The sequence below is a fragment of the Caulobacter sp. CCUG 60055 genome, assembly GCF_022750545.1.
Classification (GTDB): domain Bacteria; phylum Pseudomonadota; class Alphaproteobacteria; order Caulobacterales; family Caulobacteraceae; genus PUIC01.
Genome location: NZ_PUIC01000002.1, coordinates 81372 through 102184 on the forward strand (window position 1 = coordinate 81372; position 20813 = coordinate 102184).

Here is a 20813-nt window from a genome sequence, read left to right on the forward strand (position 1 = left end):
CCGGTCAGGCGGTGATGCCGAAGAGTTCGGACAGGTGGGCGTTGGCGAACTTGGCCTGCGGATCGACCGTCTTGCGGACGGCCAGGAAATCCTCGGCCTTGGGATAGAGCCGGTGGACGTCGGCCGTGGTCAAGGTGTGGCGCTTGGCCCAGTGCGGGCGCCCGCCGCCGGCCCGCAACACCGCCTCGACCTCGGCGAAGGAGTCGCGCCAGGGCATCTTGGCGTACTGGTGGAACGAGATCGACGCGCCCGGCCCGTTGTTGAACGGGCTCATCCAGATGTCGTCGCCGGCGGTCAGGCGGAACTCGAACGGAAAGGCGATGGGCATCCGCCGCTTGCGGATGTGGGCGATGGCCTCGCGCAGCGTCGCCATGCCGTCGGCGCGGGGCAGCTCGTACTCCATCTCCTCGAAGCGGATGGTGCGGTCGGACGGGAAGACCTTGTAGGCCGGCCCGACCCGGCGGCTCGATCCGCCCGACAGCCGCATCATCAGCCGTTGCAGGGTGGGGATCATCGGCGTCGCCGCCGCGCCCAGCTCGCAGACCAGCCGGAACACGGTCTCGTCGATGTCGTCGCCGTCCTTGAACTCGCCCTCGGGCTCGGCCGGGTGCAGCGTCTTGAAGATGACGTGGTCCGAATAGGGGAAGACGAAGAACTCCATGTGCCGCGTGGCCGCGCCCAGCTCGTCCAGGCGCTCGGCGACCTCGGCCAGGGGACGGCGCTCGATGCGCTCCTCCAGGTGGTAGGCGGGCAGGACGTGGATGCGGATCTCGGTCGCCACCCCGAACAGGCCGAGCGACAGGCGCTGGGCCTCATAGAGGTCGGGCCGCTGGTCCGGCCCGCACTCGACCTGGGTCCCGTCGGCCAGCATCAGGCGAAAGCCGCAGGCCTGGGTGGCCAGGCTGCCCAGGTCCGCCCCGGTGCCGTGGGTGCCGGTGGCGGTGGCGCCGGCCAGGGACTGGGGATTGATGTCGCCCTGATTGATCAGCGACAGCCCTTCGGCCCACAGGGCGGCGGTCAGGCGGTCGAGGCCCCAGCCGGCCGGGGCCCAAACCGTCTTGCGGTCGGGGGCGATCTCCACCCGGCCTTCGTAGTCGGCCATGCTGATCAGCACGTCGTCGGTGTGGCACAGCGGCATGAACGAATGGCCGGCGCCGACCACGCGCACCTTGCGGGCCCCGGCGACCAGGGCGGCCAGCTCGGCCGCCGTCCTTGGCCGGGCGTGTCGCGCGGGCTGAGCCGCCACGCTTCCGGACCAGTTCCGCCATTCCGTCATGTGCGTTCCCCAGATGATTTTGGATAAGAATAGCTATTGCTATCTTTTCCGCAAGCGCGATCCGGGACGCGGGGGAGGCGGGATCAGTCGAAGCTGTCGAGATAGAGCGCGAACATCAGGCAGACCTCGTGATTGAGGATGTCGGCGTCGCGGTCCGGCTCCTCGACCACCATCTCGGTGGCGGCGTAGCTGAGCTCGACCATCATCCGCATCGCCACCCGCAGGCGCTGTTCGGCGGTGTTCGGATAGTGCGGACGGATGGCCTGATAGAAGCGGTCGGCGACCATGTCGCGCGACTCGAAACGCAGCCGCTGGAGGATGGGCACCGCGCGCAGGGCCCGGCCGATGGCGGCCCCGCCGGGGAAGGCGTGGGTGATCTCGATCACCTTGCGCTGGATGGCGATGGCCTGGGCCAGGCGCGCCTCCACCGTCTCGCCGAGCAGGCCGCCCCCGTCGATCCAGTCGAGGACGATGCGGTCCTGGGCCGACATCAGCCGGTCGCCCAGCTCCTTGAGGATGGCGTACTTGTTGGGGAAGTAGCGATAGAGGGCTGGCGGGGTCAGGCCGGCGCGCTGGCAGATGGCGTTGGTGGTCAGCTGCTCGAAGCCCATGTCGCGCAGCATCTCGCCGGCGGTGGCCAAGACGATCTCGTAGGTGTCCTGCGCCCTGGCCTGGGTGGGCTGGAGCTTGGTCTCCAGCTGTATGCCGGCGGGGGACGGGGTCTTCGAGGCCGCCTTCGGCGGGCGCCCGCGCGGGGTCTTGGCCGTTTCTGAGGTCATCACCGGTGTTTAACGCGAAACCTTTCCGCGCGTCCGGGTCAAATGCAGCCCGGCCACGATGGCTAGGCACAGCCCCGCCAGCGCCGCGCCCAGGACGAGGCAGCCGCGCACGTCGGCGTCGCTGACCGCCAGCGAGGCCAGGAAGGGGCCGGCGCCGCAGCCCAGCAGGGCGGCGCCGGGGCCGAGCAGGGCCGCGCGGCGGCTGGGGTCGGCCTCGATGGCCATCGGGGTCAGGAAGGGCGAGGCGAACAGCCACAAGAAGCCGAACGCCGCCGAAGCGGCCAGGAACGCCGCGGCGCCGGGCAGCAGGGCGAACAGGCCGAGCAGCAGGATCAAGCCGCCGATGGCGGTGGTCAGCGCCCGGAACCAGGACAGCCGCCCGGCCAGGACCGTCGCCGCCGTCCCGCCGGCCACCTGGGCGCCCAGCGACAGCGAAATGGCCAGGCCGGCCGTCTCGCTGGGGTGGCCCGCCTGACGCGACAGCGGCTCGACATAGATCCACGCCGCCAGGATGAAGGCCTGGAAGCAGAACGCCGCGGCCAGGGCGAACCATCCCCGCGCCGGCGGCGGGCCTTTCGGCTGTTCGCCGCCCTCGGCCACGGCGGCGTAGGCCGTCGGCATGGCCAGGCCGACGATGGCGGCGACGAGGCCCAGGGCGGCCAGGCCCAGGAAGCCGCCATCGACGCCGAACGGCTTGATGACGAAGGCGGTGATCGCCGCCACGGCGGCGAGCTGCGCCAGGGTCTGCAGCGTCAGGTAAAGGCCCGACCAGCGTTCGGGCCTCGGCGAGCGGACGATCAGGCCGGTGACCAGCCAGATCATCACCCCGCCCGGCAGGCCGGCCAGGCCGCGCACCAGGGTCAGCGCGTCGCCCGAGACCTTGACGGTCGCGTAGTTGAGCGCCGCCAGCAGCAGCCCGCACGCCACGGCGATCAGCCGCAGGCGGCGGGCGCCGAACAACGGACCGGCGAGGCCGGCGGCGACCCCCATGCTGAGAAGCTCCACCGTCCCGGCCTGGCCGAGCTGGGCCGCGCTCAGCCGCCCCGCCGCCTCCAGCCCGCCGAGCAGCAGCGGGCCGACCCCGGCGAACATGATGCCGACCACGCCGACGAAGACGGCGGCGAACTGTTGCACGGCGGTGGGGGCCGGGCCGATCCAGCCTGCGGCGGAATCGGTCGGCCCGGTCTCCGCCCCGGCCTCGGCGGCGGTCAATACCTGGCCCGCAGATAGACGCTGTAGGTGCGGGGCTGGCCGACGCTGATCACGTCGAAGCCGAGGCTCGGCAGCGGGGTGATGTCCGAGATGTTGGTCTCGTCGAACAGGTTGCGGCCCCAGAGGCCGACCTCGTAGCGGCCCTGGTCGAGACGCCAGCCGAGTTGGGCGTTGACGAAGGTGCGGGCGGGGTCGCTGAGCCGCGCGGTGTTGGCCGTGTCGAAATAGATCTTGCTGCGATAGGTGAAGTCGACCTGGCCGACGAAGGCGCCGATCGGCAGGTCGTGCTCGTAATGCGCCGTGCCGTTGAGGCTGAGCTCGGGGGCGGAGGGCAGGGTGTTGCCGGAATAGTCCGCCGCCGCCGAATGGAAGTCCTTGTACTCGGCGCTCAGGGCCGAGGCGCCCAGCGACAGGTCGAGCCCCCGCATCGGCGTGGCCTGGATCTCGGCCTCGCCGCCGTAGATGCGCGCGGCCGAGGCGTTGGTGAACAGCTGCACCGGCAGGCCGTTGCGCACCACCGCCGTGTAGACCTGCAGGTCCTTGTAGTCATAGTAGAAGGCCGAGACGTTGGCCCTCAGGCGGCGGTTGAAGAACTCGGTCTTGGCCCCGGCCTCGAAGGCGTTGACCTTCTCGTCCTGATAGGGGCCGAGGTCGGCCGGGTTGACGGTCTGGCCGCTGAAGAAGCCGCCGCTCTTGTAGCCGCGATTGTAGGTCGCATAGAGGTTGATCCCGTCGGCCAGCTTGTATTGCACGCCGGCGCGGCCGGACAGCGAGCTGAAGGTCTTGGAATCCTGGAAGGCGAAGATCGGGATGGCGCCGTTCTCGGCCTCGCTGACGTAGTTGAAGCTCTTGTCGTCCACGGAATAGCGCAGGCCGCCGGTCAGGGTCAGCCGCTCGGTGAGGTCGTAGTCGACCTGGCCGAACACGGCGTAGCTCTTGGTGGTCTGGTGCAGCGGCCAGCCGAACAGGCCGATGCCGTTGGCCGGGTCCGCGCCGGTGGGGTTGGCCGGGGTCGGATTGCGCAGGGCGCGCAGGGCGTCGTACTGCGAGTTGTTGTTCAGGTAGTCGTTGGCCAGATAGAGACCGGCGACGTAGCGCAGCCGGGTCTTGCCGTTCGATTGCAGGCGCAGCTCCTGGCTGGCGGTCTCCTGGCGGGCGATGTAGCTGGCCGACAGGATGGGCAAGGGGTTGGCGTCCGTCTCCTCCTGGTCGTTGCGCGCCGCCCGCTGGTAGCTGGTCACCGAGATCAGGGTGGCCGGGCCGAGGTCGTAGCTGACCGTGGCCGAGGCGCTGAACAGGTTGACGATGTCGCGGCCCTCGAACCGGTAGTCGCCCTGATAGAGGTTGCCGCTGGTGTTGGCGTAGCCCAGCACGTTGGCGCACTGGCCGGAGGTATAGAAGCCGGGGGCGCACAGGCCGTCGGGGCCGGTCGCGGCCGCCGTCTGCGGGAGCAGCGAGCGGTTGTAGGTCAGGATCGAGCCGCCGCGAGATTGGTTGAGGCTGACCGACAGGTCGGCCGTCAGGCGGTCGTTCGGCTTGTAGCGCAGCGCGCCGCGCAGGCCCCAGCGGTCGGCGTCGTTGCCGTGGTTTCCGGTCAGGCGGTTCAGGGTGTAGCCGTCGTCGTTGACGTAAAGGCCCGACAGGCGGAACGACAGCACGTCGCCGCCCAGGATCGGGATCGGGCCGCCGACCCCGCCCTGCACGTTGACGGCGTTGAAGCGGCCGTACTCCGCCGCCACGTCGGCCGCGAAGGTGTCGGACGGCTTGCGGGTGGCGACGTTGATCGCGCCGCCGGTGGTGTTGCGGCCGTAGAGCGTGCCTTGCGGGCCGCGCAGCACCTCGATCTGCTGCAGGTCGTAGAAGGCGGCCATCTGGGCCAGCGGCGAGGCGACATAGACCCCGTCCACATAGATGCCGACGGCGCTGGCCGTCGAGGGATTGAAGTCGTTGACCCCGACCCCCCGGATGAAGATGCGCGGGTTGGCGGCGTTGTCGTCGGTCTTGATCTGCAGGGCCGGCGCCAGGCCGGACAGGCCGACCAGATTGCCGACCCGCTTGTTCTGCAGGGCCTCGGCGGTCAGGGCGGTGATGGCGATGGGGACGTCCTGGAGGTTCTCCGCCCGCTTCTGGGCGGTGACGACGATCTCCTCGACGGCGGGGGGCGCGCCCGCCGGCGCCGGCTTGGCGGCCTGTTGCTGAGCTTGGGCCGCGCCGGCCGCCAGCATCGCGGCCAGGCTGACGCCGGCCGCCGTTTGTAACTTGCGCATGCTTCATCCCCAATCGTTATTGAGGATACGGTAGCTCATGCTATTATTATCGCAAGCGCCAAATCTCGGCGATCAGCGACCGGTCGGGCGGTCGCCTAAACTGTGGGCGAAGAAGTCCGCCGCCTGCCTCGCCCTTCGGCGATGGACCTCGTTTCGGTCGACGCCGGGGCCGGCCGCCGGGGCGGCGGCGATGACGTCCACCACCCAGGCGACGCGCCGGCGATAGTCGGTCCTGGTGCTCGGCTTCATCAGGGCAAGCTGGCGAAAGCCCGTCCCTTCCGCAGCGCGGAACTTGCTGAGTTCGACCGCCAGGCGCGGCGTCCGGCCCTGGCGGAAACCTCGCCGAACGCCGATCCTCCCGGCTCGGTTGCAGGCGATTCGAGGAAGGATGTCGCGATGTCGCAGATCGGCGGTTCGACGGCGGCGGCGGAACTGGGCCAGTTGAAGCTCTGGCCCGATCGCGCGGCGCCCATTTCCCGCGAAGAACGGACGGGGCGCATCGCGCGGGCGCGGGCCCTGATGGCCGAGCACGGCCTGGACGCCCTGCTGATCGGCGCGGGCCACAGCCTGCGCTATTTCGCCGGCCCGGCCTGGGGCGCCAGCGAGCGCCTGGTGGCCATGCTCCTGACCCAGGACGGCGAGCCGACCTTCGTCGCGCCGGTGTTCGAGCGCGGCAGCCTGGAGGCCGAACTGGCCGTGCCGGGCGGGCTGGCGCTGTGGGAAGAGGACGAAAGTCCGCACCAGCTGGTCTCGCGCCTGCTGCCCGGCGGCGGCGGGGTGCTGGGGCTGGACCCGGCCATGGCCTTCCAGCAGGCCGAGCGGCTGCGGGCGGCCGCCCCCGCCTGGACCGTGGTCGACGCCGCGCCGGTGGTCGACGGCTGCCGGATGTACAAGTCGCCGGCCGAGATCGCCCTGATGCAGCAGGCCAAGTCGATCACCCTGGAGGTCCAGCGGCGTGCGGCGCGCATCCTTCACCCCGGCGTGACGGCCAGCGAGGTCCGCCGCTTCATCGACGAGGCGCACCGCGCCCTGACCGGGGGAACCGGCTCGACCTTCTGCATCGTGCAGTTCGGCCGCTCCACCGCCTTCCCGCACGGCCTGCCGGGCGAGAACGTGCTGGCCGAGGGCGACATGGTGCTGATCGACACCGGCACCTCGGTCGAGGGCTACAACTCCGACATCACCCGCAGCTACGTGTTCGGCCAGGCGACGGACGAGCAGCGTTCGATCTGGAGCCTGGAGCGCGAAGCCCAGGCGGCGGCGTTCGACGCGGCCCGCCTGGGCGAGCCCTGCGAGGCTGCGGACACGGCGGCCCGCCGGGTGCTGATCGCGGCGGGCCTGGGGCCGGACTACCGGCTGCCCGGCCTGCCGCATCGCACCGGCCACGGCATCGGCCTGTCGATCCACGAGCCGGCCTATCTGGTTCGCGGCGACGTCACGCCGCTGGCCGAGGGCATGTGCTTCTCCAACGAGCCGATGATCGTGGTGCCGGACCGCTTCGGCGTGCGGCTGGAGGACCATTTCCACATGACGGCCTCCGGGCCGCGCTGGTTCACCGAACCGTCGCCGGCCATCGACCGGCCGTTCGCCTGACGGGCCGGCCGTCGCGCGTCGGTCAGCGAGGATTGTCCGACAGCGCGAAGGCGCGCAGCCGGTGCCCGTCCGGGTCGACGACCACGAAGGTGAAGCCGAAATCCATCTCGGTCGGGGCCTGCACCACCTCCAGGCCGAGCCCGGTCCAGGCCTCGTAGGTCTTCAGCACCCCGGCCTTGTCGGCGTGCGAGAACGACACCTCGACGCCGCCGGGCCGCCGGGGCGTGGGCTGCATGTCGGCCTTGGCCCACAGGCCGACCTTGACGCCGTTGGCGGTGACGAACAGCGCGAAGGTTGGGGAAAGCTCGACCGGCGCGACGCCGAGCAGGCCGCGATAGAGTTCGGCGCTCCGTTCCGGAGCGTCGACGGCGAGCAGGATATAGTTGAGCGTGGGCATGGGAAGGTCCTCCAAGGGGCGGGAGCCCACGCCTAGCGCGGAGGACTGTCAGTTTCCGGCAGCATCGGCGAGGCCCTGGCTCGCCCGCCATTCGCGGAACAGGACCGCGCGCCGGCGCGGGAAGGGCGCGCCGGTCTCCTCCAGGCGGACGATCCGGTCGATCCGGAAGTGGCGATAGGCCGCCCGCGTCTCGCACCAGGCGACGATCACCCGGGCGTGCTCGAAGAACCCGATGGCGAACGGCCAGACGACGCGCTCGGTCTCGGCGCCGTCCGGGCCCCGATAGGCGATGACCAGCTTGCGCTCGGCCCGCACCGCCCGGCGGACGGCGGCGGTGTCGATCAGGTCGATGTGCGGCGTCTCGGGACCGACCATCAAGGTGGCGGCCTCGACCTGATCGCGCAGCTCGGCGGGCAGGACCGCGACGATCTTGGCCAGGGCGTCGACGGCGGCGGTCGCCAGGCTGCGGTCGTCGGAGCGGCGGGCCACCCAGCGCGAGCCCAGGGCCAGGGCTTCCAGCTCCTCGACCGAGAACATCAGGGGCGGCAGCACGAAGCCGGGCCGCAGCACGTAGCCCAGGCCGGGCTCGCCGCGGATGTCGGCGCCCTGGGCCTGCAGCGTGGCGATGTCCCGATAGAGCGTGCGCAGGCTGACGCCCAGTTCCGCGGCGAGATCGGGCCCGGACGCCGGGGTCCGGCGGCGGCGCAGCCGTTGCAGCAGGTCGAGCAGGCGGGCGGCGCGGGACATGGCCAAGAAATAGCCGATCCGGCCGGCGCGTCACCGGCCAGATCGCGGCGCGGGCGTCAGAAACTGGCCGTGAGCGACAGCTTGAAGGTGCGCGGGCGCAGGGGGGTGATCTGGCGGCTCTCGCCGAAATTGAACGGGTTGCCGAAGGCGAAGGTGTCGCCGCTGCTGTTCCACGGATTGTCGACCACGCCCGACAGCCGCCAGCGCTGCGTCCTGAACTGAAGCATCAGCCGGCTGGCGATGTAGCCGCCCATCTGCTTGGAATCGTCGGGGTCGAAGGTCGGCCGCGAGCGGCCGATATAGGCTTCGTCGGCGCCGAACAGCAGCGAGCGGTTGTGGCCGAGCGGGTGCTCGTAGACCACCGACACCGCGCCCGAGATGTCCGGGACGGCGGGCAGGGCGAAGCGTTTGCGCGTCTCGGCGTCGGCCCCGAAGTCGCCGCCGCCCAGGCTGGGGTGGTTGAACAAGGCGTTGGCCTGGATGGTCAGGCGCTCGGTGGGTCGATAGGTCAGCTCGGTCTCGAGGCCGAGGTTGCGCGCGTCGCCGACATTGGTCGTGTAGGCCAGGCCCAGATAGTCGAACTGGTCGCTCTGCAGCGAGGACCATCGCTCATAGAACAACGCGCCGCGCGCCTTGAGCCGGCCGTCCAGGAAGGTCGCCTTGGCGCCGATCTCGTAGTTCCACAGCTTGTCCGGCGAGAACATGGCGGAGTCGCGGTCGAGGTAGTAGAGGCCGCCGGTGTTGAAGCCGCCGGGACGGTAGCCCTGCGAGACCAGCCCGTAGAACAGCGCGCCGGAAGGCGCTGTGTAGCTGAGGATCAGCTTGGGCGACCAGCCTTGGAAGACGGCGCTCTGGTCGAAGACGTCGCCGCCCTCGCCGTCCCAGCCGGCGGTCACCTGCGAGCGTGTGCGGATATGGGTGTGGAAGCCGCGCAGGCCCAGCGCCACCGTCCAGCGCGAGGTGAGGGCGTAGGACGCTTCGCCATAGACGGCGACCTCGTTGCGATCGTCGGAGCGGGCTTCGGTATAGTACTGCTTCAGCGGACCGCCGCGCCGCGAGCCGATGTTCAGGGCCGGGTTGATCTTCTCGTGGCTGCTCATCGCGAACACGCCGACCAGCCATTGCAGGCGCTGGTCGTCCGGCGAGAACAGAGTCGCGTCCTCGACCGCCATCACCGAGCGGCTCGGCTGGTCGAAGACGGCCAGGAGCAGGGGGTCTTCGTCGGGGTCGGCCAGGGCCGCCGAGGCGTCGAAGCGGCTGGAGAAGTTGTGGCGGACTAGGGCCGTGGACGACTCGAACCGCCCCCAGCTCCCGGAGCCTTCCACCGTCGCGCGGACCTCGCCGAAGCGGTTGAGGTGGCTTTCCTGGATATAGTTGGCGCGCCGTCGCCGGGGCGCCATGTCGTCCTGGGTGATGTACTGGGCGTCGGACGAGCGGATCATCTGCCCCGCCGCGCCCAGGGTCAGGGTCCATTCGGGCGAGAGCGGCAGGGCCAGCGCGATGCGGGCGCCGTTGCGGCGGGTCTCGTTGACGTGCGAGCGGCGCAGGTTGACGTCGTCCAGATAGCCGCCGCGCACCTCGGAATAGGCCACCAGCCGCACCGCGCCGCCCAGCGGGGTCGGCCGGTTGGCCACCGCCTCGAACGCATAGCTGGGCGAGCCGGTGTGGGTCAGGGCGCCTTCGGCCGAGACGCTGTCATAGACCACGCCCGGTTCGGGGGCGCGGGTGACGATGCGATAGACCCCCGCCAGCGAGCCGCCGCCGTAGAGCGCGCCCTGCGGGCCGCGCAGGACCTCCACCTGCTTGACGTCGGCCAGATAGAGGTCGGGATCGGGCGCGTTGTAGTTCAGCGGCACCTTGTCGAGATAGGTGCCGACCGTCGACTGGGTGCGGCCGGTGAAGGCCCCGTCGGACAGCCCCCGCAGCATCAGCTTGTCCCGGCCCGGCCCGAGGTTGGTCATGCTCAGGCCGGCGACCAGCTGCGAGATGTCGTGGGTGTCGGCGGCGCCCCGCGCGGTCAGCTGGTCCTGGGTGATCACCGTCACCGCCGAGGGCGCGCGCCCCTCGGCGGTGGGGCGGCGCGTCGCCGTGACGATCACTTCGGAAAGGTCGGCGGGCGGCGCCTCGGGACGGGCCGGCGCCGACGGTTGCGGCGCCGGGGCGGGCGGGGGCGGCGGAGGCGCGGCGCGGACGATCCGCACGGTATGGGCGTCCAGCACCTGAAAGCCGCAGTCGGTCGGGGCCAGCAGCCGGGTCAGGCCCTCGGTCACCGTGTAGCGGCCCGAAAGGGCGGCGGCGCGGCCGTGGCAGGCCAGCCCGCCGCCCAGGGTGATCTTCGCCTGGCTGGCGAAGGCGATCAGGGCGTCGGGCGCGGGCTGGGGCTTTATCTCGAACGCGAGTCGCGGATGGGCCAGCGCGGGGCCGGCGGCCAGAACGTTCGCAGTCAGGAAGCCCGCCGCAAGGCGATGAATGGGCCGCATCGAATAAGGTGTTCCGCAACCGGGAATTGCACGTCGTCCCACGTGTCTTCACGCCGGCGACGCCCCCAGCCGGCCTTCTGCGCGGGAGAGCAGGGTTTTAGCAACTTGCGCGGGACGATCCAGTCGTCTTGGCGAAATCGTCCCGCGCGCGTCGACTATTGGGGACAGTCGGACTTGCCGACATTGGCCCATTTGCTGAAGCCCTTGCCGGTCTTGGCCTGCAGGCGGTCGCCGTAGCGCCGCAGCGCGACGTCGCCGGACTGGCCGGAGAGCACGTCGCAGCGCCCGTTGAACACCTTCTCGGTGCAGGCCGCGCGCGACGCGTAGCCCAGCTCCTCCCAGGCTCCGTTCACGAAGCGTCGGCAGGCCGAATAGTCGGCCGGCAGCTTCTGAGGCTCGGCGGCGGGGGCGGGGGTCTCGACCTGCGCCGGCGCGGCGGCGGCCTGTTCGGCCGCGGCCTTCTCGGCGGCCGCCTTTTCCGCGGCGGCGGCCAACTCGCGCTGGTGCCGCGCCGCGTCGTCCGGGCTGGCCTGCTCGGGCAGGTCCGGCTGTTCGTTGACCAGCTGGAACCAGGCCATCTGCATGGTCCAGCCGCGTTCGCGGCCCAGCTTGCGCAGGCGGTCGGTGAAGTCGGCCGGCGGGCGGACCATGGCGCCGGCGGGCAGGCCGATGTCGAACGGCGCCGCGCCCTCGATCATCAGCACGCCGGACAGGCCCAACTCGCTCTGGCACATCGAGACGCGATAGCGGCCGCCGCCCAGGTCCTTGTAGAGGTTGGGGTTGCGGGCGGCGAGCGAGGCGAACTGCTCGCGGGTGGCGGCGAACTGCTGCAGCTTGCCCGACGGCTGCACCGCGATCAGGGTGAAGGACTTGGACGGGTCGGGAGCGACCTGGATCATCGACTGCGCCCAGAGGCCCTTCGGGCAGCCCTGGATGCCGCGGTCGATCTCGAACCGCGTCTGCTGGGCGACGAGGCCCGGCACGGCGGCGGGGCGCTGGTCGCGGAAGGTGCGGACGGTGTCGAGCAGCGGGCAAAGGGCCGGCTTGGCGGGCAGCACCTCGGTGGTGTCCACCTGCAGGCCGGCCGCGCCGGCGGCCTGGGCGGCGCTGGCCACCGCCTTGTTGACGGCGGCGGGATCACCGGCCGTGCCGGCGATCTTGACGTTGGCGCTGCCGTCCGGGTTCTGGCTGCGGTTCATGGTCAGCCACGAACAGGGGACGCTCGGCAAGGCCGTGGCGATGGCCTCCTCCGCATGGCTCATGCTGGCGGGCGGCGCAGCGGCGGGCGCGGCGGCCCCGCCGGGCTGGGCCGGCTTCTTGTGCGGGGCCAGGAAGACGACGCCCGCGCCGATCACCGCGACGGCGGCGACGCCGGCGGCGATGAACACGCCCGTGGGCGTCTTGCGGGGCGGCGTGGGGCCGGCGGCGACCGCGGCCTTCTCGACCTTTTCGGCCTTCGGCTCAGGCTTGGGTTTGGGCGCGGAGGCGGGCGCGGCGACGGCGGCCGCAGGTTCCGAGGGCGGCGGCGGGGGCGGCGGCGGCTTGTCGGCCTTGGCCCGCTTCGGCGCGGCGGGCTTCTCGTCGGCCTTGGGGGTTTCCGGCGCGGGCGCGGCGGGGGCGGGGGCCTCGACTTTCGGCGCGAAGATCGTCCGGGCGGCGTCGGCTGGCGGCTCGACGGCGGGCGCCGGCTCGACGGGCGGCGAAGCCTCCGTCGGGACGAAGGCCTGCGGCGGCTCCGGCTCCGGCGCGGCGGGCGCGGCTTCGGGCGCGGCCTGCGGCGGGGTGGACGGCGCGAAGATGGTCCTGGGCGGGGCGGCCGCGCTCTCGGCGACCGGGGCGGGGGCTTCCGTGACGGGCGTCGGCTCGGCGGCGCCCCAGGAAGGCTGGCCCGAGGCGAGCTGGACGATGGTGCGGGCCTCGCCCTCGGGCGGGGCCTCGGCCGCCGGCTCGGCGCCCGACGACGGCCGCGAAAGGCCGGAGGGCGGCTCGACCGGGATGTCGATGGCGTCCAGCGCCGCGATCACCTCGCCCATGCTCTGCGGACGCTCGCGCGGATCGGGGCTGAGCATCTTGCTGAACAACGGCAGCAGCAGCGGCGGCACGGAGGTCAGGTCCGGGCCGGCCCGACGGCGGTCGATGGCCTCGACCAGGGTGGCGCCCATGTCGGGCGCGGCGCCGCCGGCGAGGGCCAGGGCCACCAGGCCCAGGCTGTAGATGTCGGTCCAAGGGCCGATGCGGCGGTTGAAGTCGCCGAACTGTTCGGGCGCCACATAGCCGAGCTTGCCCGCGAAGCCGTCGCCGACCACGGTCTGGGCGCCGATCTCCATGCTCTTGGCGATGCCGAAGTCGATGATCTTGGCCCGGCTGAGCACGCCGCTCGGCAGCAGGATGTTCTCGGGCGAGATGTCGCGGTGGATGGCCCCGTGGTCGTGGGCCGCGCCCAGGCCCTCGGCCAGCCGGCGGGTGAGCATGGCCAGCTCCGCCGTGGTCGGGCGGTCGCGGCCGATCAGGTTGGTCAGGGGCTCGCCGTCGATGAAATCGGTGACGATGTAGAGCAGGTCCTTGCGCGGCTCGCGGGCCAGCACGCGGTATTGCACCAGGGCCGGGTGGGCCAGGCTGGTGAGGGTCTTGGCCTCCTTGCGGAACAGCGCCTGGACCTTGGGGTCGGCGGCCAGGTGCGGGAGGATGACCTTGATGGCCACGCGCTCCTCGGCGTTGACGTTGACGCCTTCATAGACCTCGCCCATGCCGCCGCGCGCGAGGAAACGCTTCACCTCGTAGATGCCGTTCAGCACGAAGCCGATAGGCAGGATGCCGCGCTGCGCGCCCTTGCGCGGGCCGCGCTTGCCGGCGGCGGACGAGGTCAGGCTGGTGGCCAGGACGTCTTCGTCAGAGGGGTCGTCGGACATGCTCACTGGGGGCGTCTCTCTCCAACTCTCTTCCGTACCCTCGACTCGGCGAAGGCGCGGTTGCAAGCAGTAATTGCAGGACAAGCGCCGTGCGTCTCGAAATCCAGGCTCGAGGCGGCGCGGCTCACTGGATGAGCAGCCCCATGCGCGCGAGCCCCTTCAACTGATTGACCACCAGGCCGGCGACTTCGGCCGGGTCGCGGCCGTCCTTGGCCATCGCCGCCGTCAGGTCGTCACGGGTGCGGGTGCCGTCGAGCAGGGCCAGGAACCGCCGGCTCGGCTCGTCCTCGAACAGCACCATGGCGTGGTCCAGGCTGGTGAGCATGGTCTCGCCGTCGTCGAGCTGCAGCCGGGCCAGCGGGCTGGCGCGGGGGCGTTCGCTGGGCTCGGTCGCGAACGGCGGCGGCCCGACGGCGAGGTCGAGATGCCCGGCCGTGAACAGCTGCAGCAGGCCCTCGTCGACGTCGGGATGGTCGGGCAGGTCGGCCACGGCCACCGCGCCGGGCCAGGCCTGGCCGATGGCCGCCAGGGACTGTTTGAGCGCCGGCAGCTCCAGCGAGATGGCGGCCCCGCCCGCGAACTCGAACCGCACCGGGGCGTCGGTGACGAGGTCCGGCGCCGGATCGGGACAGCGAACCCCGCCGGCGGCCCACAGGCCGCGGACGCGCCGGTGCTCGACCTTCCGGCTGACCGAGCGCCCGGTCCGGCTGAGGATCGACTGGCGAAACAGGCGCGCCGTCAGGAAGTCCAGGTATTGATGCAGGGCGACGGGATCGTCCCCGACCACGGCGTTCACCGCCTTGCCGCGCGAGCTGGGGAACAGCTCCTCGCGCCACCAGACGCCCTCGCTCTCGGCCAGGAAGTCCAGGCCCCAGCGACGGGCCTCGTCGGCGAACTCGTGCAGATAGAAGGGTTGGAACACCGGGCCCAGCTCGTCGTGGAACAGCACGCGCGGGTCGCGGTCCAGCATCGCCCGGCAATAGGTCTTGATCGCGAAGGCGGTGGGGTCGTTGTCGGGGGCGTTGGCGATGAACAGGTTCAGGAACTCGCGCGCGCCGGCCAGCCGCGCCTCGAACCCCTCGCGGCCGCGCAGGTGGTGCATGACCATCTCGCGCAGCAGCAGCCGCAGGTGGCAGCCGGGCAGGGCGTTGTAGCTGACGAAGGCCAGCCCCTCGGGCGCCAGGCAGGCGCCGATGACCCGCATGACGCCCTCGCGCACCGGCTCGGGCACCCAGGAATAGACCCCGTGGACGATGATGTAGTCGAACTCGCCGAGGTCCGGGCCGGCGTCGAGGATGTCGAGCGTCCGCAGGCTGATGTTGGTCAGGCCCAGCGCCTCGACCGTCCGCCGGCCGGCGGCGATCGCCGTCTCGGCCAGGTCGAAGCCGACGATGGTCGCGCCCGGATAGCTGAGGGCGAGGGGGATGATGTTGCCGCCCTCGCCGCAGCCGATTTCCAGCACCCGCGCCCGGTCCATCGGGGCGTAGGCGAGGCCGAACAGGGCCGCCGGCAGGGCCAGCCGCAGGGGATGGGTCTGCTGGAACGGCCGGCTTGGATAGGCCACCTGGTCGTAGAGGGTCTCGGGCATCAGGCCACGGCTTCCTCGCGCGGCGCGTCGTCGGCGCTCTCGGCGGTTTCGAAGGCGTAGACGAACGACGAGTTGTCGACCCCGACGGCGATCTTCGTCACCTGTTCGCCGGCCATCTGCCGCTCGAGCAGGGCGATCGACAGCTCCGGCAGCATGGTGTTGGTGAGGATGGCGTCGATCATCCGGCCGCCCGAGGCGACCTCGGTGCAGCGCGAGACGATGAGGTCGACCACCGCCGGGTCGTAGTCGAAGACGATGCCGTGGTTCTCGGCGATCCGCTTGCTGATCCGGTTGAGCTGCAGGCGCACGATCCCCTGCAGCATGGCCGGCGACAACGGGTAGTAGGGCAGCACGATCAGGCGGCCGAGCAGGGCGGGCGGGAACACCTTGAGCAGTTCGGGGCGCAGGGTCTGGGCCAGCGCCTCGGCCTCGGGCTTCATCTCCTCGTCCTCGGACAGCGAGGTGATCAGGTCGGTGCCGACGTTGGAGGTCAGAAGGATCAGGGTGTTCTTGAAATCGATGTGACGTCCCTCGCTGTCGTCCATGTAGCCCTTGTCGAACACCTGGAAGAACATCTCGTGGACGTCGGGGTGGGCCTTCTCGACCTCGTCGAGCAGCACCACCGAATAGGGCCGCCTGCGCACCGCCTCGGTCAGCACCCCGCCCTGGCCGTAGCCGACATAGCCGGCCGGCGCGCCCTTGAGGGTCGAGACGGTGTGGGCCTCCTGGAACTCGCTCATATTGATGACGATCAGGCTGTCGTCGCCGGAATAGAGCAGTTCGGACAGGGCGTGCGCCGTCTCGGTCTTGCCGACGCCGGAGGGGCCGCAGAGCATGAACACGCCCACCGGCTTGTTGGGATTGTCCAGCTTGGCGCGGCTGGTCTGGATGCGCTTGGCGATGGCGTCCATCGCGTGGTCCTGGCCGACCACCCGCTTCTTCAGCTGGTCGGCGATGGTCAGCACCGAGGCGATCTCGTCCTTGACCATGCGGCCGACCGGGATGCCGGTCCAGTCGCCGACCACGGCGGCGACGGCGTCGGCGTCGACCTCGCCGAACACCATCGGGTCGTCGCCGTGGGCGGCGGCGACGCCCTTGAGCGCCAGGTCGAGCTCGGCCTTGCGCGAGGCGAGCACGGCCGGGTCGGTCTGCGGATCGGCCGCCGCCTCGCTCAGCGCCGTGCGCGCCTCGAAGGCGGCGGCGATGGCCCCCTTCTCGGCCTCCCACTTGGCCTCGACCTTCTCCAGGGCTTCCCTGGCCTCGGCCAGGGCCTCGTCCAGCTTGGCGATGCGTTCGTGACCGGCGTACTGGCCCTCGGCCTCGCGCTTGGCGATCTCCAGCTCGACGTCGAGCAGCTCGATCTTGCGGCGGCGATCCTCGACCGGCGCGGGGGTGGCGTGCTGCGACACCGCCACGCGGGCGCATGCGGTGTCGAGCAGGCTGACCGCCTTGTCCGGCAGCTGCCGCGCCGGGACATAGCGTTGCGACAGCTTCACCGCCGCCTCGACCGCCTCGTCCAGGACGATGATCTTGTGGTGCTTCTCCATCATCGGCGAGACCGAGCGGATCATGGCCACGGCGACAGCGGTCTCCGGCTCGCCGACATTGACGGTCTGGAAGCGCCGGGTCAGCGCCGGGTCCTTCTCGAAGTACTGGCGGTACTCGGCCCAGGTGGTGGCGGCGATGGTCCGCAGCCGGCCGCGCGCCAGGGCGGGCTTGAGCAGGTTGGCCGCGTCGCCCGTGCCCGCCGCGCCGCCGGCGCCGATCAGGGTGTGGGCCTCGTCGATGAACAGGATGATCGGCTTGGCCGAGGACTCCACCTCGTCGATCACCTGGCGCAGGCGCTTCTCGAACTCGCCCTTGACCCCGGCGCCGGCCTGCAGAAGGCCGATGTCGAGCGAGCGCAGGGTGACGTCCTTGAGCACCGGGGGCACGTCGCCGTCGGCGATGCGGCGGGCGAAGCCCTCGACCACGGCGGTCTTGCCGACGCCGGCCTCGCCGGTGAGGATCGGGTTGTTCTGCCGGCGGCGCAGCAGGATGTCGATCACCTGGCGGATCTCGGCGTCGCGGCCGACGATGCGGTCGATCTCGCCCTTGCGCGCCTTTTCGGTCAGGTCGACGGAATACTTGGCCAGAGCCTCGCCGGTCCCCGCCAAGCCCGTGGCTTCGCCGCCGTCGGCCGCGGCCGCCGGCGTGTCGGCGGCCTGGGTGGAGACCTCGGCCGAGCCGGCGACGATGGCGTCGAACTCGTCGCCCAGCAGCTCGACCTGGACCTTCCGCCACTCGGGCGAGATCGAGTAGAGCGCGTTCTTCAGGGTCTGGGTCTTGAGGACGCCGAAGATCAGCTGGCCGGTGCGCACGCGGCTGGCCCCGAACATCAGCGAGGCGTAGAGCCAGCCTTTCTCGACCGCCTCCTCGATCTGGGGCGAGAAGTCCGAGATCGCGGTCGCGCCGCGCGGCAGGGCGTCCAGGGCGGCCACCACGTCGCGGGCGAGCTTGGCGTCGTCGAGCTGGAAGCGGGCGCGGATGGCGGCGACGTCGTTGCGCGGGTCCTGCAGCAGGATGTGGATCCAGTGGACCAGCTCCACATACGGGTTGCCCCGCATCTTGCAAAAGCCGGTGGCGGTCTCGATGCTCTTGAGCCCGGCAGGGTTCAGGCGGCCGAACAAGGCCGAACGGCTGATCTCGGTCATGCGACACCTCTTCTGGCTGTGGTTCGCGCGACACGCCGCGCGCTGGGCCCAAGGCGGGTCTCGGTGCGAGGACCGCCGCCGGCGATGGGGTTCATCCAACTGGTCCAGCCCAGACGGGCCCTGCCGTCCAGGGCCGTGGGGCGCATGGCCGCCTCGCTGACCTTGATCTCGAGGTCCCATTCCAGGTGCGAGGGGGCGAAGGAATCCAGCGCCTCGGCCACCACCGCGAAGCGGGGGCCGCCGGGCATCAGGTTCTCGTAGTCGCGAAAGGTGTCGACGCTGACGGCGATGCGGAAGGCGTCGGAGACGGTGTTGGTGCGGCGGCCGGCGACGGCGTCGACGCCAAGCCCGCTATAGGCGCTGCCCAGCCGGGTCTGGTCGGCGGCCTCGATGTCGCGCCACAGCGGACGGTATTCGATCAGCCGCACGGGAGAGCCGACGAGGTCGGCGACGGCGTCCTGGATGCCGGCGGCGCTGCGCCGCGAGGCGTAGAGGCCGGCGTAGTAGAGCCGCGCCCGGGCGGGGAAGGCGGCGTTGGTCTTGACCCCGTCCAGGGCGCCCGTGACCGCCCCGACATAGCCGGCGAAGCGGTCGTCGGCCGGGCGGTCGGCGCTGGCGGCCGGATTGGCGTCGGCCCAGGCGCGGTAGAAGAACTGCAGCATCCGCCCGGCCAGGACGTCGAGGAAGCGGCCGAAGGGGTGCTTCTTGGAATAGCGCCGCTCGTAGTGGGCGAACTCGCTCATGTGCAGCGGCAGGGGCGCCATCGGCCCGGTCAGTCCCAGCCAGTAGCCCTCGACCCGGGCGCGGGCGTTCTTGACCGTGATCGATTCCAGGGTGGAGCCGGGAAAGGCCAGGGACGGCACCTGGGCGAGGTCGACGAGGTTCTGGGCCGGAAGACGGGAATCGCCGATGCGCGGCAGGCCGGGCGCGCGCGCCTCAGCCGCGCGCAGCAGGCCGAACAGGCCGTAGCGCCGCGCCTTCTTCGCCGCGTGGCGGAGAAACACTAGATGTTGCGGCGTTCGCCCATTCTCGGCGGCCATTGCGCGAAGATCCCCTCCTGCGGGCTCTCGAAGGTGCATTCCGTGAACGCGTTGACGGTGGCGAATTCTCCCAGGAAACGTTCGAGCACCGCCGAGAACAGGAACATCCGGCTGTTCTCGAACGGAGCGTCGTCGAGCTTGATCCGCAGCCGCTGGCCGCGGGCGAAGGCGCTGCGCCCGGGGCCGGCCACGCGGCGCGTCACCGGTTCGGAGCGGATGGCCAGCACGCCGTCGATCTGGCGGCGCAGCATCGGGTCGTCGATACGCCCGTAAAGCGCCAGGTGGTCGCGCAGGACCGACGGGTCGTCGTCGTTGTCGAGGGCGAACGAGGCGTAGTTCGGGGTCAGGTGCCCGATGATCCGCCAGGCGCCGTCGCTGATGCCCATGGGCGGCCGCGGCTTGGTCGGCGCGCGGACGACGGTGACGGCGCGGACGGGGATGCCGCTGACGCGGAAGTCGGTGGAGCCGGCCAGGCGCAGCGTCTCGGCCAGCTCGCGGTTGGTGACCAGGGCCCGCACCGCCAGCTCGTAGACGCCGTCCAGCCGCCGAGGCTCGCCCGGCGCGACCAGGCTGATCCAGGTCTCGGTGCCCAGGTAGTCGGCGCGGCGGCGCAGCCGCTGCTCCTTGGTCGACAGCCGCCGATGGCGCAGGCGGGTGACGTAGAACAGCGCCTCGGTCCAGTCGTAGAGCAGGCTGCCGAAGGCGTGCAGCGGCGCCACCGGACGGGCGTCGCCGTTGGACTGCGAATAGGCGGTCACCTCCAGCGCGCGGAAGATCTCGAAGTCCAGCGGCTTGGTGCGGTCGGCGATCAGCTGGTGCTCGTGGTCGAACTCGTTGACCGCCACCCGGTCGATCTGCTTCTCGAAAAGGTTGATGGCCGGGGTGGCGAACAGGCGGAAATTGGCCGGCGAGACCGCGCCGGCCAGGGTCGCCGCCGCCCGGTTGAACAGGAACACCACTTCGCAGTCGCCGTCGCAGCGGGCGAACGCCTTGCCGAGCTCGGCCAGGCGCACGAACAGGAAGCGTTCGGGACAGGCGAAGTATTCCGAGAGGATGCGGTAGCCCCTGAACGACCGGCGGCCGTTGGGCAGCAGCGCGCAGTCCTCCTCGAAGCCGTGCTGCTCGGCGAGCGGCAGCTTGACCCACGCCGCCTCGCCGGCGGCCGATGCGGCGGAGCGGGCGACGACGGCCACGCCGTCGCCGATGAGCTGCCGGTAGAGCTCGCCCGGCACCATCTCCGAGCCGTCGAGATAGATCGGCAGGGTCGGCGGCGCGACGGCGGACAGCGGCACGCCGCCCATGCCGCTGAACTTCAGCCGCAGGCCGGCCTCGGCCCGCACGCCGGCGGCTCCGGAGAAGGCGGCGACCGCGGCGCGGGTGGGCAGGTATTCGGCCTCGGTGATGCGGATCGGCCAGAGGGTCACGTCCTGGCCGGTGCGGAATATGACCGGCGTGGCGGCGTCGTCGGCCGAGGTGGCCGACATCTCGGTCAGGCGGGGGACCGGAAAGCCGGTGGCGATGGCCTGGTCGCCCTCCTGCGGCTCGAAGGCGGCGACGCACATCGACGGCGTGGGCGACAGATAGTGCGGCTGGATGGCGCTCAGCAGGTGCTGGGTGAAGTCGGGAAACTGGTCTTGCAGCTTCAGGCGGACCCGGGCGCCCAGGAAGGCCACGCCCTCCAGCAGGCGCTCGACATAGGGATCGGAATCCGTCGGGGTGTTGAGGCCCAGCCGCCCGGCGACCGTCTCATACTCCTCGCCGAACTCGCGCGCGGTTTCGCGGAGATAGAGCAGCTCCTCGTTGTAGGCCCGCAGAAGCCGTGGATCCATGGT

At 71.2% G+C, this 20813-nt stretch carries 14 protein-coding genes; 1 reads left to right on the forward strand and 13 read right to left on the reverse strand.

Features of this window, described 5'->3' with window-relative positions:
• Window positions 1-4: 4 nt before the first annotated feature.
• From C5708_RS04220 to C5708_RS04240, 5 genes are all read right to left on the reverse strand, one after another.
• Window positions 5-1276, reverse strand: a complete 1272-nt coding sequence (locus C5708_RS04220; protein WP_242918199.1) for a D-arabinono-1,4-lactone oxidase — start codon at window positions 1274-1276, stop codon at window positions 5-7.
• Between the two features lie 83 nt (window positions 1277-1359).
• Complete coding sequence (locus C5708_RS04225) at window positions 1360-2055, reverse strand: TetR/AcrR family transcriptional regulator (RefSeq protein ID WP_242918201.1); 696 nt, start codon at window positions 2053-2055, stop codon at window positions 1360-1362.
• Window positions 2056-2064: 9 nt separating this feature from the next.
• A complete protein-coding gene (locus C5708_RS04230) occupies window positions 2065-3267 on the reverse strand; it encodes an MFS transporter (RefSeq protein WP_242918203.1) in 1203 nt (400 codons plus the stop codon).
• On the reverse strand, window positions 3264-5534 hold the full coding sequence (locus C5708_RS04235; protein ID WP_242918205.1) for a TonB-dependent receptor: 2271 nt from the start codon (window positions 5532-5534) through the stop codon (window positions 3264-3266). Before C5708_RS04235 ends, C5708_RS04230 begins: the two co-directional genes overlap by 4 nt.
• A 72-nt stretch (window positions 5535-5606) precedes the next feature.
• The gene (locus C5708_RS04240) at window positions 5607-5783 is read right to left on the reverse strand and encodes a hypothetical protein (RefSeq protein ID WP_242918207.1); all 177 of its coding nucleotides are present in this window, start codon (window positions 5781-5783) and stop codon (window positions 5607-5609) included.
• Between the two features lie 147 nt (window positions 5784-5930).
• Between C5708_RS04240 and C5708_RS04245 the strand changes: the two genes are divergently transcribed.
• On the forward strand, window positions 5931-7127 hold the full coding sequence (locus C5708_RS04245) for a Xaa-Pro peptidase family protein (protein WP_242918209.1): 1197 nt from the start codon (window positions 5931-5933) through the stop codon (window positions 7125-7127).
• Window positions 7128-7149: 22 nt separating this feature from the next.
• On the opposite strand, the gene C5708_RS04250 is transcribed toward C5708_RS04245, so the two are convergent.
• From C5708_RS04250 to tssF, 8 genes are all read right to left on the reverse strand, one after another.
• On the reverse strand, window positions 7150-7524 hold the full coding sequence (locus C5708_RS04250; RefSeq protein ID WP_242918211.1) for a VOC family protein: 375 nt from the start codon (window positions 7522-7524) through the stop codon (window positions 7150-7152).
• A gap of 48 nt (window positions 7525-7572) precedes the next feature.
• Window positions 7573-8271: a YafY family protein gene (locus C5708_RS04255; protein WP_242918514.1), complete on the reverse strand. Its 699-nt coding sequence runs from the start codon at window positions 8269-8271 to the stop codon at window positions 7573-7575.
• 56 nt (window positions 8272-8327) lie between these two features.
• Window positions 8328-10751 carry a TonB-dependent receptor gene (locus tag C5708_RS04260; protein WP_242918213.1) on the reverse strand — a complete coding sequence of 808 codons (2424 nt, stop codon included), beginning with the start codon at window positions 10749-10751 and terminating at the stop codon, window positions 8328-8330.
• A 155-nt stretch (window positions 10752-10906) separates the two neighbouring features.
• Window positions 10907-13660: a serine/threonine-protein kinase gene (locus tag C5708_RS04265; RefSeq protein ID WP_242918516.1), complete on the reverse strand. Its 2754-nt coding sequence runs from the start codon at window positions 13658-13660 to the stop codon at window positions 10907-10909.
• 124 nt (window positions 13661-13784) lie between these two features.
• Window positions 13785-15248, reverse strand: a complete 1464-nt coding sequence (locus C5708_RS04270; protein WP_242918215.1) for a class I SAM-dependent methyltransferase — start codon at window positions 15246-15248, stop codon at window positions 13785-13787.
• Window positions 15248-17941, reverse strand: a complete 2694-nt coding sequence (tssH, locus tag C5708_RS04275) for a type VI secretion system ATPase TssH (protein ID WP_242918217.1) — start codon at window positions 17939-17941, stop codon at window positions 15248-15250. The genes C5708_RS04270 and tssH overlap by 1 nt, the downstream gene beginning before the upstream one ends.
• Window positions 17938-18945 carry a type VI secretion system baseplate subunit TssG gene (gene tssG / locus C5708_RS04280; protein ID WP_242918219.1) on the reverse strand — a complete coding sequence of 336 codons (1008 nt, stop codon included), beginning with the start codon at window positions 18943-18945 and terminating at the stop codon, window positions 17938-17940. The genes tssH and tssG overlap by 4 nt, the downstream gene beginning before the upstream one ends.
• Window positions 18945-20810: a type VI secretion system baseplate subunit TssF gene (gene tssF / locus C5708_RS04285; protein WP_242918221.1), complete on the reverse strand. Its 1866-nt coding sequence runs from the start codon at window positions 20808-20810 to the stop codon at window positions 18945-18947. The genes tssG and tssF overlap by 1 nt, the downstream gene beginning before the upstream one ends.
• Between the last annotated feature and the right edge of the window lie 3 nt (window positions 20811-20813).

Coding starts and splice junctions, on each gene's coding strand:
- C5708_RS04220 (WP_242918199.1), bottom strand. CDS start 1,276: ATGACGGAATGGCGGAACTGGTCCGGAAGCGTGGCGGCTCAGCCCGCG.
- C5708_RS04225 (WP_242918201.1), bottom strand. CDS start 2,055: ATGACCTCAGAAACGGCCAAGACCCCGCGCGGGCGCCCGCCGAAGGCG.
- C5708_RS04235 (WP_242918205.1), bottom strand. CDS start 5,534: ATGCGCAAGTTACAAACGGCGGCCGGCGTCAGCCTGGCCGCGATGCTG.
- C5708_RS04240 (WP_242918207.1), bottom strand. CDS start 5,783: ATGAAGCCGAGCACCAGGACCGACTATCGCCGGCGCGTCGCCTGGGTG.
- C5708_RS04245 (WP_242918209.1), top strand. CDS start 5,931: ATGTCGCAGATCGGCGGTTCGACGGCGGCGGCGGAACTGGGCCAGTTG.
- C5708_RS04250 (WP_242918211.1), bottom strand. CDS start 7,524: ATGCCCACGCTCAACTATATCCTGCTCGCCGTCGACGCTCCGGAACGG.
- C5708_RS04255 (WP_242918514.1), bottom strand. CDS start 8,271: ATGTCCCGCGCCGCCCGCCTGCTCGACCTGCTGCAACGGCTGCGCCGC.
- C5708_RS04260 (WP_242918213.1), bottom strand. CDS start 10,751: ATGCGGCCCATTCATCGCCTTGCGGCGGGCTTCCTGACTGCGAACGTT.
- C5708_RS04265 (WP_242918516.1), bottom strand. CDS start 13,660: ATGTCCGACGACCCCTCTGACGAAGACGTCCTGGCCACCAGCCTGACC.
- C5708_RS04270 (WP_242918215.1), bottom strand. CDS start 15,248: ATGCCCGAGACCCTCTACGACCAGGTGGCCTATCCAAGCCGGCCGTTC.
- tssH (WP_242918217.1), bottom strand. CDS start 17,941: ATGACCGAGATCAGCCGTTCGGCCTTGTTCGGCCGCCTGAACCCTGCC.
- tssF (WP_242918221.1), bottom strand. CDS start 20,810: ATGGATCCACGGCTTCTGCGGGCCTACAACGAGGAGCTGCTCTATCTC.